The sequence below is a fragment of the Salipaludibacillus sp. CUR1 genome (assembly GCF_021028955.1).
In the GTDB taxonomy this organism is placed as follows: Bacteria; Bacillota; Bacilli; order Bacillales; family Salisediminibacteriaceae; genus Salipaludibacillus.
In genome coordinates this window covers 1-15780 of the sequence record NZ_JAIWPE010000064.1, presented here as the reverse complement: position 1 = coordinate 15780, position 15780 = coordinate 1, and the positions used below count along the sequence as shown (strand labels likewise).

General features: G+C 41.0%; 17 protein-coding genes. 5 read left to right on the top strand and 12 right to left on the bottom strand.

The features are described from left to right. Positions 1-97: 97 nt before the first annotated feature. From tpx to sppA, 5 genes are all read right to left on the bottom strand, one after another. Positions 98-598 (bottom strand): thiol peroxidase, encoded by a 501-nt coding sequence (tpx, locus tag K8O68_RS13030; protein ID WP_230897312.1) that lies wholly within the window; start codon positions 596-598, stop codon positions 98-100. An 85-nt stretch (positions 599-683) separates the two neighbouring features. Continuing rightward, positions 684-1139, bottom strand: a complete 456-nt coding sequence (gene ytfJ / locus K8O68_RS13025; RefSeq protein WP_230897311.1) for a GerW family sporulation protein — start codon at positions 1137-1139, stop codon at positions 684-686. Then, positions 1132-1806, bottom strand: coding sequence for a DUF2953 domain-containing protein (locus K8O68_RS13020; protein WP_230897310.1), 675 nt, complete (start codon positions 1804-1806; stop codon positions 1132-1134). The genes ytfJ and K8O68_RS13020 overlap by 8 nt, the downstream gene beginning before the upstream one ends. Before the next feature lie 90 nt (positions 1807-1896). Continuing rightward, a complete protein-coding gene (locus tag K8O68_RS13015; RefSeq protein WP_230897309.1) occupies positions 1897-2430 on the bottom strand; it encodes an RDD family protein in 534 nt (177 codons plus the stop codon). Positions 2431-2440: 10 nt separating this feature from the next. Continuing rightward, positions 2441-3427: a signal peptide peptidase SppA gene (gene sppA, locus K8O68_RS13010; protein ID WP_230897308.1), complete on the bottom strand. Its 987-nt coding sequence runs from the start codon at positions 3425-3427 to the stop codon at positions 2441-2443. A 182-nt stretch (positions 3428-3609) separates the two neighbouring features. Between sppA and K8O68_RS13005 the strand changes: the two genes are divergently transcribed. Beyond that, the gene (locus K8O68_RS13005; protein WP_230897307.1) at positions 3610-4410 is read left to right on the top strand and encodes an NAD kinase; all 801 of its coding nucleotides are present in this window, start codon (positions 3610-3612) and stop codon (positions 4408-4410) included. 14 nt (positions 4411-4424) lie between these two features. Here the strand turns inward: K8O68_RS13005 and K8O68_RS13000 are convergent, their stop codons facing one another. The 5 genes from K8O68_RS13000 to K8O68_RS12980 all read right to left on the bottom strand — a co-directional run bounded on the left by K8O68_RS13000 (position 4425) and on the right by K8O68_RS12980 (position 8969). Further along, a complete protein-coding gene (locus K8O68_RS13000) occupies positions 4425-4580 on the bottom strand; it encodes a hypothetical protein (protein ID WP_230897306.1) in 156 nt (51 codons plus the stop codon). Continuing rightward, complete coding sequence (locus K8O68_RS12995) at positions 4546-6156, bottom strand: amidohydrolase (RefSeq protein WP_230897305.1); 1611 nt, start codon at positions 6154-6156, stop codon at positions 4546-4548. Before K8O68_RS12995 ends, K8O68_RS13000 begins: the two co-directional genes overlap by 35 nt. 133 nt (positions 6157-6289) lie before the next feature. Beyond that, positions 6290-6493: an alpha/beta-type small acid-soluble spore protein gene (locus tag K8O68_RS12990; protein WP_093054995.1), complete on the bottom strand. Its 204-nt coding sequence runs from the start codon at positions 6491-6493 to the stop codon at positions 6290-6292. Between the two features lie 125 nt (positions 6494-6618). Further along, the gene (gene thiI, locus K8O68_RS12985; protein ID WP_230897304.1) at positions 6619-7827 is read right to left on the bottom strand and encodes a tRNA uracil 4-sulfurtransferase ThiI; all 1209 of its coding nucleotides are present in this window, start codon (positions 7825-7827) and stop codon (positions 6619-6621) included. Next, positions 7827-8969, bottom strand: a complete 1143-nt coding sequence (locus K8O68_RS12980) for a cysteine desulfurase family protein (protein ID WP_230897303.1) — start codon at positions 8967-8969, stop codon at positions 7827-7829. The genes thiI and K8O68_RS12980 overlap by 1 nt, the downstream gene beginning before the upstream one ends. 209 nt (positions 8970-9178) lie before the next feature. On the opposite strand from K8O68_RS12980, the gene brnQ reads away from it, so the two are divergent. Beyond that, the gene (brnQ, locus tag K8O68_RS12975) at positions 9179-10504 is read left to right on the top strand and encodes a branched-chain amino acid transport system II carrier protein (RefSeq protein WP_230897302.1); all 1326 of its coding nucleotides are present in this window, start codon (positions 9179-9181) and stop codon (positions 10502-10504) included. Between the two features lie 100 nt (positions 10505-10604). On the opposite strand, the gene ezrA is transcribed toward brnQ, so the two are convergent. Then, a complete protein-coding gene (gene ezrA, locus K8O68_RS12970; protein ID WP_230897301.1) occupies positions 10605-12308 on the bottom strand; it encodes a septation ring formation regulator EzrA in 1704 nt (567 codons plus the stop codon). A gap of 250 nt (positions 12309-12558) precedes the next feature. Between ezrA and hisJ the strand changes: the two genes are divergently transcribed. Then, positions 12559-13365: a histidinol-phosphatase HisJ gene (gene hisJ / locus K8O68_RS12965; protein WP_370640528.1), complete on the top strand. Its 807-nt coding sequence runs from the start codon at positions 12559-12561 to the stop codon at positions 13363-13365. Here hisJ and refZ read toward each other — a convergent pair. Then, on the bottom strand, positions 13362-14009 hold the full coding sequence (gene refZ, locus K8O68_RS12960; protein ID WP_230897300.1) for a forespore capture DNA-binding protein RefZ: 648 nt from the start codon (positions 14007-14009) through the stop codon (positions 13362-13364). The genes hisJ and refZ overlap by 4 nt on opposite strands. Before the next feature lie 165 nt (positions 14010-14174). On the opposite strand from refZ, the gene K8O68_RS12955 reads away from it, so the two are divergent. Next, positions 14175-14654, top strand: coding sequence for a GAF domain-containing protein (locus K8O68_RS12955; RefSeq protein WP_230897299.1), 480 nt, complete (start codon positions 14175-14177; stop codon positions 14652-14654). Between the two features lie 395 nt (positions 14655-15049). Next, complete coding sequence (rpsD, locus tag K8O68_RS12950) at positions 15050-15652, top strand: 30S ribosomal protein S4 (protein ID WP_230897298.1); 603 nt, start codon at positions 15050-15052, stop codon at positions 15650-15652. Positions 15653-15780: the final 128 nt, after the last annotated feature.

Genomic DNA, 15780 nt, shown 5'->3' with positions numbered 1-15780 from the left:
AAGAATCATTTCCATTAGTCCATTACATTGTAGTAAATTTACCCCGTATTTACAAAATAAAAAAGCATCTGCTGGAACAGATGCTTTTCAAGGTTCTTCAATTTGCACTTTTAGCCGCTTCAATCGCAGCCTCATAGTTCGGATGATTTGTAACTTCAGACACATATTCTGCATAAACCACCGTGTCTGAACTGTCTATGACGAAGATTGAACGTGATAACAATCTAAGTTCCTCTATCGCCACTCCAAATTTTTTCCCAAAGTCCAAGTCTCTGTGATCTGATAACACCTGGACGTTATCTATTCCGGCAGCCGCGCACCAGCGTTTCTGTGCGAAAGGAAGGTCTGCACTGATTGTCAGAATTTCGATATTACCCAAGTTTGCCGCTTCTTCATTAAATTTGCGTGTCTGCTGATCGCATACACCTGTATCAATAGAAGGTACAACACTGATCAGCCGGACCTTTCCTTTATAATCAGATAGATTGACTTCTGAAAGGTCATTCGCCAGTACTGTAAAATCGGGTGCTTTGCTTCCTGGAGTTAGTTCATTTCCTATCAAAGTGACAGGTTTTTCTTTAAATGTTACTTGAGCCATTTACAGATCGCCTCCTACTAAAATTTACTACTTCATAAGAGTACCATAAACAGCCTGAGGTAAAACAGAAATTTGCTTAATTTTCTTAATAGGTGAACGGTTTTTCGTTATTTTCCGTATGAGAGGTTTTTCTTCGGTTAGATTCTCCGCCTGTATTTTGTAACATTTGCTGGATTTTATCAACCACCTGTGGAGTAAATTCCATCAGCTTTTCATAGAGGTGCGCCTGGTGGTCAAGGTGAATCATTTTAACACCTTGGCTGCTCACTACAAGAAAGGCAATTGGGGTAATAGAGACCCCTCCACCACTTCCTCCACCGAAAGGATGTTTGTAACCGCCCTCTCCTTTTTCACCCGGACTGTCCTGAAGGATAAACTCACTGCCTCCTGCTGCAAAACCGAAACCAACCTTTGATACAGGTAAAATCACGCTTCCATCAGGTGTTTCTACCGGGTCTCCGACAATTGTATTGACATCGACCATTTCTTTCAAATTTTCCATTGCTGTTTTCATTAATCCTTGAATTGGATGATCAGACATGTAAATTCCTCCCATGTTGATGGTTTAAAGTCGTGCGTTGCCTTTTTTTGATTTTTTTACGGTGTAACAAAACCTTTATTCCTGCAAGAATAGCATAACCGATCCTGAAAGAAACCATGCATCTAAAAACGGTAGCGAACATAAAATGCTGAAATTGAGGATAAACTTCCATAGAGGGCAGGGAAGATAATTGCATATATCTGGATAAAAAACCCGTAAGGCTTCCTTTGACAGACCATAGAAGACCACTGGTCTGCCCGGTCCCCGCAGCATCACCTGTCCCAAGCCATGAGTGCCATTTCAGTTTTGAAACAGTCACTTTGGATAAAAATTTTTCAGTAATAATGTAAAAACCTTTTACATCTTTGAGAAAGTCCCTGAACTTCTGAAAACTTCTTACTAAATCAAAAACGGAAAGCTTTGTCTTTTTTTCTGTCTCTGGTCCTGTTCCTTCGCCTTTCTCTTTAAATACTAAGGAAGGTGTTTCTTTATCCATATCTATTGCCGGTATGGATATGGTATAGCGGATAAGACGGAATAAAAGATAAAGCCTTACTTTCCCCTCAAAATCCTTATTTTTCTGAGTAATATTTATTTCCACCTCTAACTTCATAATAAGAATGAGAAAGATGATGGCAGTAATGGTGAGCACTAAGGCCAGCAACAAAGTGTTTCCTCCCCTCGTCCAGCTTCTTCCAGTCTTATAGTATCCAGTTATGCAAAAAAAATCCCACCGGCTTTAACCGATGGGAAAAAATTAATTATTATCCGATAAAGGGATTGTTCTTGTCTTTCTTGGTTCCAAGGCTACAAAAGTATTGCCGATTCGGTCGTGCAACCCTCTTTTCTCTTGAGAAAAGGCCACAATGAGATATAACAGATTCGTAAAAGTGAGTGATTGATGGATGAACCGTCCCACTACTTCGCGAAAAATAACATCCAGCCATGTGAGCTCCTTAGCTTCATAACTGAATACCTTTATACCTAATAGCTGTTTTCCCAAAGTCTGGCGATACTTTTTTGTCATTAAAATAAAATAAGCATAAGCAATAATAACGGAAATGACTCCCGCAAGTGTGAAGATCCCCCAGGTTAATTCATTAACATTCATAACAAGAAACAATGGAAACAAAACCAGGCCATTAATGCTTGATACGACAATCAGGTCAACGATATAGGCCCAGAATCTCATCCAAAAGCCGGCATACTGCACCGTTATTTCTTCTTCAGTAACGATTGAAGTCTCTTCGTTTTTTATATTATCCTGAAAACTATTGTGCTCTTCATTCATCCAGCTCACCTCAATCTGTATACAAGTACATTAATCTTGGACCTTGGTTTTGGCGCATCCAGCTTTTAACTTCTGTAAGCTGCTGATTTTGGAATACTTCCTGAACAGTGGCGCCTATCAGCGAAGGGAAGCCAACATTTGCCTCATATTCAACCACTGTTAAATCTCCTCGTCCTAAGTTATCTTTTAGACTGTTATAAACATCTTCCATATGTCCTAAACCATCAATGAGCCCTGCTTCCATTGCTTGTGACCCGGTATATATCCTGCCGTCTGCTAACTCGTAGACGGCATCACGGTCAAACTCTCTGCCATTCTCAATCACATTTACGAATTGTTCGTACGCGTCATCAACAAGGTCCTGAAGAATCTCACGTTCATCATCTGTCATTTCCCTTGTGGAAGACATAATATCTTTATACTGCCCGCTTTTAATAACATTTGACTCTATTCCCAGTTCTTCAGCCAGTTCACTTACATTGATTGATTGCATAATCACACCGAGAGACCCGGTAATCGTTTGGGGATTGGCATAAATTTGCTCGGCGGGAGCGGAAACATAATATCCGCCACTTGCGGCCATACTGCCCATAGATACAAACACCGGTTTGCGGTAGTCTTCCTGAATCTGTACGATTTTATCATGAATTTCATCACTTTCTACAACACCGCCCCCAGGCGTATTAACTCTCAAAACGACTCCGTGGACGTCAGGATCTTCCGCTGCGTGATCAAGCTGGTCAAGTAAAAGCTCATGGTCATACCCTGCAGCAAAAAGACCGCCTGAAGGGTCACTCTGAATCACACCATCTATATGTACGACTGCTACTTTCCCTCTGTCGGTCCCTTCTTCAAGCACTCTCTCCTGGAACCTTTCTGTGCCGCCGAAAAATCCATCCATAGTCGATGCCACGTCTGTCTGAAAAGCTGAGACTGCGAGAGAAGCGACAAATAATACTGCGGCTATCCCCAAGGCAATCCATCTTTTTGTATTCATGCTCTTCCACCTCTTATCCTTATAAATTTTATTTTATCTCCCGTACTAAGGGAGTTATATTTCTGATACTATTGAAGCAGGAGTTCTTATAAGTATCCCGAATACTTATATTATACGGCGAATCACGTCGTTTTTCCTTCATTCACTGAAAATCACTATGTATAGAAAGGAAGAAATCACCAATGGATAATCAACAGAAAGCTTATTTATTTTACAAACCTTCCGAAGAATTGGAAGAAAGAGTACAAGCCGTCCGTAAAATCGGCCGGAAATATGATTATAAACTCGTCGAAGACCCTAAAGATGCAAACCTGATTGTCAGTTTCGGAGGGGATGGAACATTCCTGCAGGCCATCCGTAAAACCGGATTTCGCGATGACTGCCTGTATATCGGTGTTAACGATGGCCGGCTTGGCTTTTATACCGACTTTGATACGCATGACCTTAATAAAATAGAGCAGGGATTACAGCTGTCAGAAAATATCGAAGTTCTTAAATACCCCACTCTTGAAGTAAGTGTTGATGATAATCAGAATTTCCACTGTCTGAATGAGCTGTCTATCCGTTCAAATATCATTAAAACATTTGCCATCGATGTTTATATAGATGGGAATTATTTTGAAACTTTCCGGGGTGACGGAATGGTTGTTTCAACTCCAACTGGAAGTACGGCTTATAACAAATCATTAAATGGTGCTGTAGTGGATCCAAAACTGAAAGCAATGCAATTAACAGAGGTTTCCTCCCTCAACAATAATCAGTACCGGACCCTTGGATCACCTCTTTTATTAAGTAAAGGAAGAGAGCTTACCCTTAAAATTGTCCAGGACGGGAATGATCATCCAATTATAGGCGCTGACAATGAAGCTCTAAGCATAAGACATTCTCATGAAATAAAAGTTAAAGTATCAGAAAGAGAAATTAAGACTCTACGTATGAAAGACAACCTTTTCCTTGATAAAGTAAAGCGAAGCTTTTTATAATTCCCATACTGAATTCATACGTCAGGAAGGACAGATTTAGTCCTTCCTGTTTTTAATTTGTTTGTATAGTTGCCATTGATTTGAACGTCTGTTTTCATTTGCATCGTCTCAGGCTTCAGAAGACCTGTCAGCAAATCAATGACCAGAGTGCGCAGTTTCTTTTTCATCATACATGATCGTATTATCCACAACCGTTTTAACCACTTTTACATTTAGCCAGTCGTCGGGTTGAAGGTCAAACAAATCTGCATCTAAAACAGTGAAGTCAGCTTTAAAGCCCGGTGCGATAACTCCCCGGTCATCTTCCTTAGATATCGCCTTCGCACTTCCGGTTGTAAATAGCTGGAGGGTCTCGTATAAGGATAGTTTCTCTTTTGCGTTATAACCTTCATGTTTTTCCCCCGGTTTTCTTCTCGTAACAGCCGCGTGAATCCCAAGCATCGGGTCAATTGGTTCAATGGGTGCATCAGACCCGCCAGCACAAATGAGACCTGACTCAATCAGCGTTCTCCAGGCAAACGAACAGAAAAGCCGTTTTTCGCCTAACCGGCTTTCCACCCAGGGAAAGTCTGATGCCACAAACCTTGGCTGAATATCAAGAACCACTGGCAGCTTTTTCAGTCTTTCTATTAAATCTGTTCTTGTGACTTGAAGATGAATGAGTCTGTCTCTTTTTCCCGGTGAAACAGGATGTGCTTCAATAGCACCGATAGCATATTCCAAAGCTAAGTCTCCGATAACGTGGATCGCAACAGGCATACCGTATGCCCTGGCTTCTTTAACGAGTTCCTCCAGCTGCTCCGGTGAATGAATGGCGACCCCCTGGATGTCAGCTGCATCTGTATAAGGTTCACTGAGCAAAGCGGTTCTGCCTCCTAAAGCGCCATCAGCAAAAATCTTTATAGATCCTAATTCCAGAAATTCATTTTCAATTTCTTTTCTCATATTTAAAATCTGCGGGGCTGCTTCGTGATGGACAAGAAGATTAGCTCTGAATTTCCGTACAGATCCGTCAATCACTTTTTTAAATGTCTGAAGGGTTTTTTCAGCGTCCCCATAGTAATTCAGGTCTTCCGTATGGGCTCCTGTATAGCCTTTTACATATAAATCATTTAAAGATGTAATAAGTGCTTTTTCAATATAATCAAACCCTTTTTCAGGAATATGCTCCCTTACCAGCTCTTGAGCCTGGTCATGCAGATAACCGGTCGGAATCCCACTTTCATCCTTCTCGATCAGCCCGCCTGGAGGGTCAATTGATTCCGCTGTTACCCCAGCCAAATTTAACCCGTAAGAATTGGTTACTATCGCATGCCTGCATACTCTTGTAACCATAATCGGGTGTTTTGTTGACACCTCATCCAATACAAACCTGTCCGGGACGGTATTATATTCATATAAATTTTCATTAAACCCTTCTGCTAAAAGCCATTCTCCATCAGGTAAAGAAGCAGCCGCTTTGGTTAAAACTGTTTTTAATTCTGCCAGACTGGTGACTTCAGAGACGTCTAATTTTAATATTTTTTCTCCATGGCCGATCATATGTAGATGGCTGTCTACGAACCCAGGGTACATCACAGCCCCTTTTAAATTTATTTCCTCGGAAATATGATTTTCGTAAAGGCGTCTCAATTCATTAAAAGAGCCGATATCAGTAATTACGCCATTTTCCACGTAGAGAGCTTCGCAAGTCTCATCTTTCCGTCGTAACGTTCGGATCTTTCCGCCATACCATAATGTTCCCATGTATCTGCCTCCTTTCATACCTGTTAAAAAGTGTATTTTTAGTATAATTAACAAATTCATCATACAGGGAATTAGAAAAGAAATCAAAAAGAAAGGGCACCTTCTTAGATGCCCTTTCAGCCAATTATTTAAATTATTGTTGCTGGTACCCGTTTAACTGTTGTTCAGCCATTTGTACTAATCGCTTTGTAATTTCTCCTCCTACAGATCCGTTAGCACGAGAAGTGGAATCAGGACCAAGCTGAACACCGAATTCAGTAGCGATCTCATATTTCATTTGGTCAATTGCCTGCTGTGCACCTTGTACTACTAGTTGATTACTGTTGTTGTTCGCCATTTATCTCACCTCCCTTGTACATATAGAATGTCACTTAAGGAGACTTATAATTCGAGAGAAACAATGGCTTGCTATCCATATTTTATGAAATAAAAAGAGACATTAAATTTGGGATATAAGAACCTTTAAAATAATTTATCAAAATCCTCATCCAGTTCCATGTTTCGGGAGAATTCTTTAATTGCAGTATTTTCTACGGCCTCATTGACCATTTGATCAATTTCTAAAAAACTTTCGTAACGGCCGGCTTTCTGCTGATTTGGTTTTGTTTTAGATTCAGCAGGCAGAAAAATCGTACAGCAGTCTTCGAAAGGCAGAATGGATATATCATACGTTCCGATTCGTCTGGCATAATCAATTACTTCCATCTTATCCATTGTTATTAACGGTCTTAAAACTGGCATGGCAGTTACTTCATTAATTGTATACATGCTGTCCAATGTCTGGCTGGCTACCTGGCCTAAACTTTCTCCATTCACTATTCCTTTTGCTTCCCGGCTCTCAGCCAGTTTTTCACTGATACGCAGCATAAACCTCCGCATCACTGTCATCTCGTAATTATCCGGGACTTGTTTATGAATTGTCGTCTGAATATCTGTAAATGGCACAATATGGAGGTTTATTTTCCCGCCAAACCTCGTAAGAACCTGGACTAGATCTTCCACTTTTTGCTTTGCTCGCTCATTTGTAAACGGCGGGCTGTGAAAGTGAACCGCTTCTAAAGTCACACCCCTTTTTAAAGCAAGATACCCTGCTACAGGACTGTCAATTCCGCCAGAAAGCATAAGCATGACTTTACCGCTTGTCCCTACCGGCAAACCTCCTGCTCCCTTAATAACCTTGGCAGAAATATAAGCAGCATCGTCCCTGATTTCCACTTTCAGCTCTACATCGGGATTATGCACATCCACGCTGATATTTTCCATATTGCGTAAAACATGGCCGCCAATCACTTTATTCATTTCCTGCGACCTGAGCGGGAAATCTTTATTAGTACGTCTTACAGATACTTTAAACGTTCCCCGGCCTTCAGGCAAAGAATCTTCGGCGGCCCAAAGCGCCCCTTCGCAGATCTCTTCTTTATTCAATTGGACTTTTAAAGAAGGACTGAGAGAATGAATTCCGAAAACATCTTTCAGATGATCTGTAACAGCATGAACATTTTCCCCATTTAATTTAACAAACATACGTCCAAAAGAGCGTCTTACTTTTATAGCAGGAAACTCTTTTAATACATCCCTGATGTTAGCTTCGAGCTTTTGTTCAAATTGCTTTCTGTTTTTACCTTTTAAAGACAATTCCGCATAACGGATTAATATATGATCATAATACATTAAAATTTCACAACCTTTTTCATGGAAGTCACGATTTCTTTAAATATGTCAGTAAATAAAGCTGCTTCCTCCATTGTATTTTCAAAGGAAAAAGATAAACGAATCGCAGATGCAGCAACGGGTTCTTCAAAGCCCGCCGATAATAAAACACGGCTCGGAGTAAATTGTTTGGACGAACAAGCCGACTTAGTCGATACGAAGATGCCTTTCTCTCCCAGCGCCTGAATGACTACTTCCGGTTTCATGTTAGGAATGGAAAAATTCAGAATGTGAGGAGCTCTGTCCTTGGGCGAGTTTAAAACCACTCCGTCGATAGCCGACACTTCCTTTTCTATCCAGGAGGATAGCTGCTTTATATGATCTACGCCTGAATTCGAGGCTTCCATTGATAGACGCAAAGCCTTAGCCATCGCTACAATCCCCGCAAGGTTTTCGGTGCCTCCTCTATATCCGCCTTCCTGTTCACCACCGGAAAATTGGGATGTTAAGTTGATGCCGCGTCTTACATAAAGAGCTCCTGTCCCTTTAAGCCCATGAAATTTATGGGCAGATAGTGTACATAAATCAATTCCCGCTTTTTTGAGTTCAAGAGGCACTTTTGTCAAACCCTGAACATGATCAACATGAAAAAGAACTTTAGGATAATTGGCTAACAATTCCCCTGTTTCCTGAACGGGCTGGACAGACCCTAATTCATTGCTTACATGAATCATGGTCACAAGAATTGTATCATCTGTAAGAGCCTGCTCCACTTGGTCTTTTGTAATCCTGCCTGTCTCATCTGGCGTAAGATAAGTAACAGTGAACCCCTCTTTTTCCAGCTGCTGGCAAGCTTCGAAAGTAGAGGTGTGCTCAAGGCCTGTCGTAATAATATGTTTCCCCCGTGTCTGAAGCCGGTAGGCCGTGCCTTTAATTGCCAGATTATTACCTTCAGTGCCTCCCGAAGTGAAGACCAGTTCTTCCGGGCTCACCTTTAACAGTGAGCCTACTCTTCTCCTCGCCTGCTCTTTTAATCTTTCTGCTTCCCTTCCTAATGGATGAAGTGAGGAAGGATTGGCAAAATAAGAACGTGACACTTCTGAAAAAGTATTTATCACTTCGTCATATGGAACGGTTGTCGCACTGTTATCAAAATAAATCATAAAAAGGAACTCCTTTAATTTTGGTCAGCAATCGCATTTCAACAAAACATCATACCACATTTTCTTTCTTTTCAACAGATTCAGCTTAATGACAATTAAGTTCGTAATTCTCTTTTAATTTTTACTGTTCTAAATCTTTTCATTTATGTTAATATGCTTATGGCTGAATAAATGTTAATAATAAAAATTTAATCGGAGGTCTCGTATAAATGAAGCAAAACAACTATTCATTTAAAGATACGTTAATTATCGGGCTCATGATGTTTGCCTTATTTTTAGGAGCCGGAAATTTAATTTTCCCTCCTGCTTTGGGACAGGAAGCAGGTACATCCGTCTGGCCGGCAATTACTGGTTTTTTAATAACAGGTGTCGGACTTCCTGTGTTAGCAATTATTGCAGTAGCCAAATCCGGAGGTGACCTGCAGCAGATTTCAAAACGGGTAGGGTCGGTTTTCGGGTTATTGTTCCCTTTAGCTGTCTACTTAGCCATCGGACCGTTGTTTGGAATTCCAAGAACCGGTTCAGTAGGTTATGAAATCGGGGTCCTTCCTTATTTAGCAGAGGGCGGGGTTCTATCCCTGTTTCTTTTTACGCTAGTCTTTTTTAGCCTGAGTTACTGGTTAAGCCTAAATCCGTCAAAATTGGTGTCCAGAATCGGAAAAATCTTAACACCTATCCTCGTGGTTGTCCTTTCTGTGTTAACTTTTTCAGGCGTTTTTTCCCCGCCCGGAGAAGCCCTTTCACCGACAGGAACATATGAATCCTTTCCATTTTTTACAGGATTCCAGGAAGGGTACTTTACCATGGACGCCATAGCAGCCCTTGTCTTCGGAATTATTGTTATTACGCGAATGAAGGAGCGGGGACTTACGGACAGGAAAGCATTAACACAAAAAGCCTTTCAAGTAGGATTAATTGCCGGCACAGGTTTAATTTTTGTTTATCTGTCTTTAGCTTATTTAGGTTCCACAAGTGTTTCTCTTCTTGGTTACCAGGAAAATGGAGGAGTGATCTTAACAGGATTATCACAGTTCTTATTGGGCGGGACCGGTTTAATACTCCTATCAACGGTAATAACGATCGCCTGCTTAACTACCTCAGTCGGTCTGATTTCAGCCTTTGGCGAATATGTACAAAAAACCTTTAAGGCTGTACCATACTGGGCGGCAACTGCTGCAGTCACTGTTTTCAGTTTTGTAATGGCAAACATGGGGCTGACCCAGCTGATCCAGTTCTCACTGCCTATGCTGGTCATGATCTATCCTGTAGCAATCGTGCTGATTATACTTACTTTATTTGATGAACTATTTAAAGGGCGTAAAGAAATTTATGTTGGTTCTGTTGCGGGCGCTGCTCTGGTAAGTATAGCAGACGGCCTTGCAACTGCAGGAATTTTCCCGCAGATAAGTACGGCAATTATCTATATGTTTCCTTTAGCGGAAATAGGAATTGCCTGGTTAATTCCATCTATCATTGGCGGCGTGGCAGGTTACGTTTTTCAAACCGTATTTCACACCTCCACTTCCAGAGCATGATAAATACAAAGAAGTTCGGATTATCGCAGAATGATAATCCGAACTTCTTTACTTTTATAAACGTTTTCGTTCCTTCCTGCACCTTTTCTTTCATCTCCTATTATGAATAAGACAATGAAAATTGTTCCTGTTCTTTAATTTTATCCAGGATATCAGGTTCGTGAGGCTCAATAGCCTCTAGAGCTAATTCAAGTGCTTCTTCGTAAAGGTAGTTTCTAAAACGGTCTTCCGCTTGTAATAACTTAATATTCACTTCCTGATTGTGGCTTCTATAGCGGTTTCCGTATTGGATAACCAGTTCAGCCAGCTTAGCCTGTTCAATTGTTTCATTTAACAGTTCTACCGACTTGTCTACATACTCTCTCGAAGCTTCTACCTTCTTATTAATTTCCTGCATCGAAATTGGGACTTCGGTCAGCCCCTGGGAAGCTTCTTTCAACAATTTTTCGGCCTCGTCCAGCTTGTATATAAGGTTTTCAGGAATCCCCGGGATATTACTCTGTCTAAGATGCTTCTGGCTTTTCAAGAGAGTCCCTTTTAGCTCCTTTATATTTTCCTCTGCTTTAATTTCATCACTTCTGAGATGGTTCAAGTTTTTCTTTTCCTCTGCAATCTCATTTTCAAACTTATCCAATTCGGCATGGATCTCATTAATCATTTGCCTTAAAGCAGTAAAAGACTGCTTCTTTTCTTCCACGGCATCATCAATTACCGCAAACTGATTAAACAAATCCTTAATATGTTTTTCGAGTTTAAACTGCTTTTTGTCATGTTCTTCATCAAGCTGATAATTTAATTTGATCGCTTCAGTTTCGGCTCTTAAGTGTTCAAATAAATCCGGCAGTTCACTTAATTTGTCTCTTAAAACCGGAAGCTCTTTCTCAACATAATTTCTGGAAAGAACCTCGTGTTCAAGTTTTTCGTAAATATCGTTTATTTCATTTTCAATGTTTTCGACCGGCTTTTCAGCTTCTTCAAGTTTAAGGTTTTCTATTAGCGGTAAAGAGGCTTCGAGGCGACGCTTCATGTCAGTTACCTGCCATTGGTAAGAGAAATGGTGAACAGGATAACCATTTTCAGCCATTTCTTCTAAGCCGTTTTCGAGCTCATTTAACTGTCTGGGAAGATCTTTTTCCATTTTAACAAGATATTGAGGGATGTTATTTATGTCTTTGTCATACTCAATTAATAATTCCTCAATAGCCAGCAGAACCTCTCTGGCCTGAAAATAATTCCCTTCCTCCGTATGAGTGTCAAATGTTTCAAACAGCGCGGCAATTTCCTGCATTCTTTGTTCTAATATACCAGCTGCTTGTCCGAGCGTTCCTTTTTGAACCCATAACTTTTTCTTTGTTTCATCGTATAAATCCTTCACACCATCTATGTCCTGACGATTTTGTTCTTCACTATGTATTAGCTGGTCTACTTCCTCAATCATTTGTTTCATTTGTTCCTGGAGAGCATCCAGCTCTTCATCTACAAACTTTATATACTCTCTGGCTTTTTGGAAACGGTATTTATTAGCCATCTCTTCTATGTCGAACAGTTTCTCTTCCATATCAGGAAGCTGGATCGTAACAATGTTATCCCACTCTTCCCTCCACTGTTCAAATCTTTCTTCAGTTTCCCCGGACATTTTTAACCCTTTGATCTTTGAAAGTTCTTCTGTCACAGGCTCGTTCATCAGCTGCATCTTCTCATTTTCCAGCCGGTCTACTTCTTTAAAGATCTTCTTTCTCGCCCATGCCCCATAAATAATCACAATCAAGAAAAGAAGAATTGCACCATAAATAATATATATCATTCTCATGAGGCCCCCTTACACCCTGTTGAATTGAAAAGTGTGATAAAATATACCCGATTACCTCCCTGATAAAACATGGAATGTTTCAAAGGGTTAATCTGGAAATACAAGATGGATTATGTATGATTCTTTTACAAATTTCTTCATCTTTAATTAAATTCTCCCTCCTATCATATCACGGAAAAGTCAAATTTGGTCGGAATTATTCATGTTTTTTACAGGGAAAAAGAAAAAGAAAGGAGTTTTTCCAGTGATCATACATGATGGTCATGTTCACTCGCATTTTTGCCCCCATGGCTCTGCAGATAAAATGGAAGAATACATAGAACGGGCAATTAAACTGGGGCTTTCCTCAATATCATTTACAGAGCATGCTCCTTTACCCCGGGGATTCAAAGATCCTGTGCCCGGCCAGGACAGCGCTATTACCTTAGACGTACTGCCTCAATATTTAAAGACAGCCGAGGAATTAAAGAACTATTACTCCAGCAAAATCAACGTAAGTACAGGGTTAGAAGTTGATTTTATTGATGGCTATGAAAAAGAAATCACATCTTTTCTTAACGAGTGGGGCGGAAAGCTGGATGATACCATTCTTTCTGTGCATTTTCTGCGGTTGCCGGACAATTCCTATATCTGCCTGGACTACAGTCCGGAAGCCTTCCAATTACTTATTGAAACGTGCGGCTCGTTGAAAAAGTGCTATGAACTGTATTACAAAACTTTGCTTCAATCTGTGAAAGCAGACCTGGGCCCTTTTACCCCAGCGCGTATCGGGCACATCACACTGATAAGAAAATTCCAGAAACTTTTCCCGCGGAACTTTGATGATTCTTTATTTTTAGAGGAAATAATGACCGCCCTCAATAAGTACAGTAAAGAATTGGATGTAAATACAGCCGGTCTGGAAAAAGTGCACTGTAAAGAAACATACCCTCCTCAAAGGTGGATTGAAAGAGCAGTCTCCCTTGATATACCGCTTGTGTACGGTTCTGATGCTCACAGCGCCGGCAGGACAGGAGGCGGCAGGTCATCTGTCGAAAAATATTTTAATTAGTTTTCGGGAGCCGGAACAGCTATCACGCATTCTTTAAAATGGGTTGCAACCCATTGACACAACTCTGAAAAATACTGGTCTAAGAAGTGGTTTTCGTGGGGCATTAAATGATAAACTTCCCTGATATATTGCGGATGCAGAAACGGCATTGTAAGCATGCCGCGAAGCTGCAGCACAAAATATTCATTTGGGCGTGTTGCCATTTCCCCTTTTTCATAAGCCGCGTTAAGGAGTGTATGGTATAGGTGTTTCTCTTTAGCCAGGTAGGAAGCCATGAGTTCTCTGACGAGGGTGGTATCCAGTGTTATTTCCCTGTGGATAAACCTCGCAAGCTCATGGTTGTTCTGCTGGTAAACCATTACATTCCAAATAGCCTTTAATAAACGGTCAAATACAAGTTCTTCTCCATTCTCACACGCCAGTTTTTCACATTGAACTTCAATCGCAGATACATATCCTTCCAGAAATCCTGTCATTAAATGTTCCAGTAACCCTTGTTTACTCCCGAAATAATAAGAGATTAAGGCCACATTGGCTCCCGCCCTATTGGCAATATCCCTCACTGAAGATCCCGTAAATCCCTTCATATTAAACATCTCAATGGCAGCTTGCATAACCTTTTCTTTTGAGGCTTTTTTATTCATCCTGCTTAACCCTCCTGCTCTGCTGCTCATGGTTCTTCTGTGTTTTATTAATTTCCCTTCCAGCCACGCTTTTTCCTGCATAAATCACTCGACAAAATCCTTATTATTTCTTAGCAGCAGCCCCGTGTGTTATACTTTTCAAAAATGTTTGAAAGGGTGAATACAGTGTTTCAGTCGAAAACTTATGAGGGGCCGATACAGGAACAATACGGTTTATTATCACGCCAGCTGGATGCGTTACTCGATGGGGAAAGTGACCAAACAGCCAATTTAAGCAATGCTTCAGCCCTGTTAAACCAGTTTTTAAAAGATGTTAACTGGGTTGGTTTCTACATATGGAAAGACGGCGGATTAGTACTGGGGCCATTTCAAGGGCTTCCTGCCTGCGTAAGAATTGCCTATGGAAAAGGAGTATGCGGAACAGCAGTAAAAGACAAAAGAACGATGCGTGTGGATGACGTTCACCAGTTCCCGGGTCATATCGCGTGTGATGCAGCTTCCAATTCCGAAATTGTCATCCCTTTAATTCGAAACGGCGAGTTATTAGGTGTACTCGATATTGACAGCCCTCTTAAAAACCGTTTCTCTGAAGATGATGAGAAAGGGCTTGAACAATTTGTCCAGGTTCTGCTTAAACATGTATAATAAAAGCGTCACAAGGTGATTTAAAAAATCGCTTGTGGCGCTTTTATATATTTACCTGGTGCTTGGCTATTCTAATATATTCTCTCTATTATTACACAGTCATTAAAAAAAATCATTGGGATAAAGCAATCTTCTTTCTTATGAATGGCGGGCGGTTAACGTCTATAAAGAGATTTACCTTGACTTTAGTTATAAAAAATTATAAACTGTACTTTGTGCAAATAAGACAGCCAAAGTAAACGTCGTGTTGTTCATTTCATTCCCGCTGAATGCGAGGGGTATTGTGTAACCTCTAGCTGTCGAGGCGAAGATGCCTAAAATGAAATGGCTGTGCGAACGGGATTACTACTGTTAATTATTTCACGAAATTTTTTTATTAAAAGGAGGAGCTACTTATGGCTCGATATACTGGACCAAGCTGGAAGCTTTCACGCCGCCTTGGAATTTCTCTTAGCGGCACTGGAAAAGAGCTTCAAAAACGCCCTTACGGCCCGGGGCAACACGGACCGAACCAAAGAAAGAAATTAACTGAATACGGACTTCAGCTTCAGGAGAAGCAGAAGCTTCGTCACATGTACGGCATGAATGAGCGTCAATTCCACCGTCTGTTCGAACAGGCTGGCAAACGTGACGGTATCCATGGTGAAAACTTTATGGTTCTTCTTGAATCCCGTCTTGACAACATTGTTTACCGTTTAGGTCTTGCACGTACTCGCCGTCAGGCCCGCCAACTTGTTAACCACGGACACGTTACTGTAGACGGCGGCCGCGTTGACATTCCATCTTACCGGGTTCAGCCTGGTCAGACGATCGGACTCCGCGAAAAGTCCCGCAACCTTGATATTGTTAAAGAAGCTGTTGAAGTTAACGACTTCACTCCAGCATACGTTGAATTCGACACAGATAAACTTGAAGGTACATTCACACGTTTACCTGAACGTTCTGAGCTTCCTGCTGAAATCAATGAACAGCTTATCGTTGAGTGGTATTCCCGTTAATACCGAAGAAAGTAAGTATCCGCCCGTAAAACGGGCGGTTTTAATTTCGCCCTATAAGGGCACTTTACCAACTTAGCCTCTAAAGAGGCCTCTTAATTGACCGCCAACCGTTTATCTCTCTCTATTTT

Coding starts and splice junctions, on each gene's coding strand:
- tpx (WP_230897312.1), bottom strand. CDS start 598: ATGGCTCAAGTAACATTTAAAGAAAAACCTGTCACTTTGATAGGAAAT.
- ytfJ (WP_230897311.1), bottom strand. CDS start 1,139: ATGTCTGATCATCCAATTCAAGGATTAATGAAAACAGCAATGGAAAAT.
- K8O68_RS13015 (WP_230897309.1), bottom strand. CDS start 2,430: ATGAATGAAGAGCACAATAGTTTTCAGGATAATATAAAAAACGAAGAG.
- sppA (WP_230897308.1), bottom strand. CDS start 3,427: ATGAATACAAAAAGATGGATTGCCTTGGGGATAGCCGCAGTATTATTT.
- K8O68_RS13005 (WP_230897307.1), top strand. CDS start 3,610: ATGGATAATCAACAGAAAGCTTATTTATTTTACAAACCTTCCGAAGAA.
- K8O68_RS13000 (WP_230897306.1), bottom strand. CDS start 4,580: ATGATGAAAAAGAAACTGCGCACTCTGGTCATTGATTTGCTGACAGGT.
- K8O68_RS12995 (WP_230897305.1), bottom strand. CDS start 6,156: ATGGGAACATTATGGTATGGCGGAAAGATCCGAACGTTACGACGGAAA.
- K8O68_RS12990 (WP_093054995.1), bottom strand. CDS start 6,493: ATGGCGAACAACAACAGTAATCAACTAGTAGTACAAGGTGCACAGCAG.
- thiI (WP_230897304.1), bottom strand. CDS start 7,827: ATGTATTATGATCATATATTAATCCGTTATGCGGAATTGTCTTTAAAA.
- K8O68_RS12980 (WP_230897303.1), bottom strand. CDS start 8,969: ATGATTTATTTTGATAACAGTGCGACAACCGTTCCATATGACGAAGTG.
- brnQ (WP_230897302.1), top strand. CDS start 9,179: ATGAAGCAAAACAACTATTCATTTAAAGATACGTTAATTATCGGGCTC.
- ezrA (WP_230897301.1), bottom strand. CDS start 12,308: ATGATATATATTATTTATGGTGCAATTCTTCTTTTCTTGATTGTGATT.
- refZ (WP_230897300.1), bottom strand. CDS start 14,009: ATGAATAAAAAAGCCTCAAAAGAAAAGGTTATGCAAGCTGCCATTGAG.
- rpsD (WP_230897298.1), top strand. CDS start 15,050: ATGGCTCGATATACTGGACCAAGCTGGAAGCTTTCACGCCGCCTTGGA.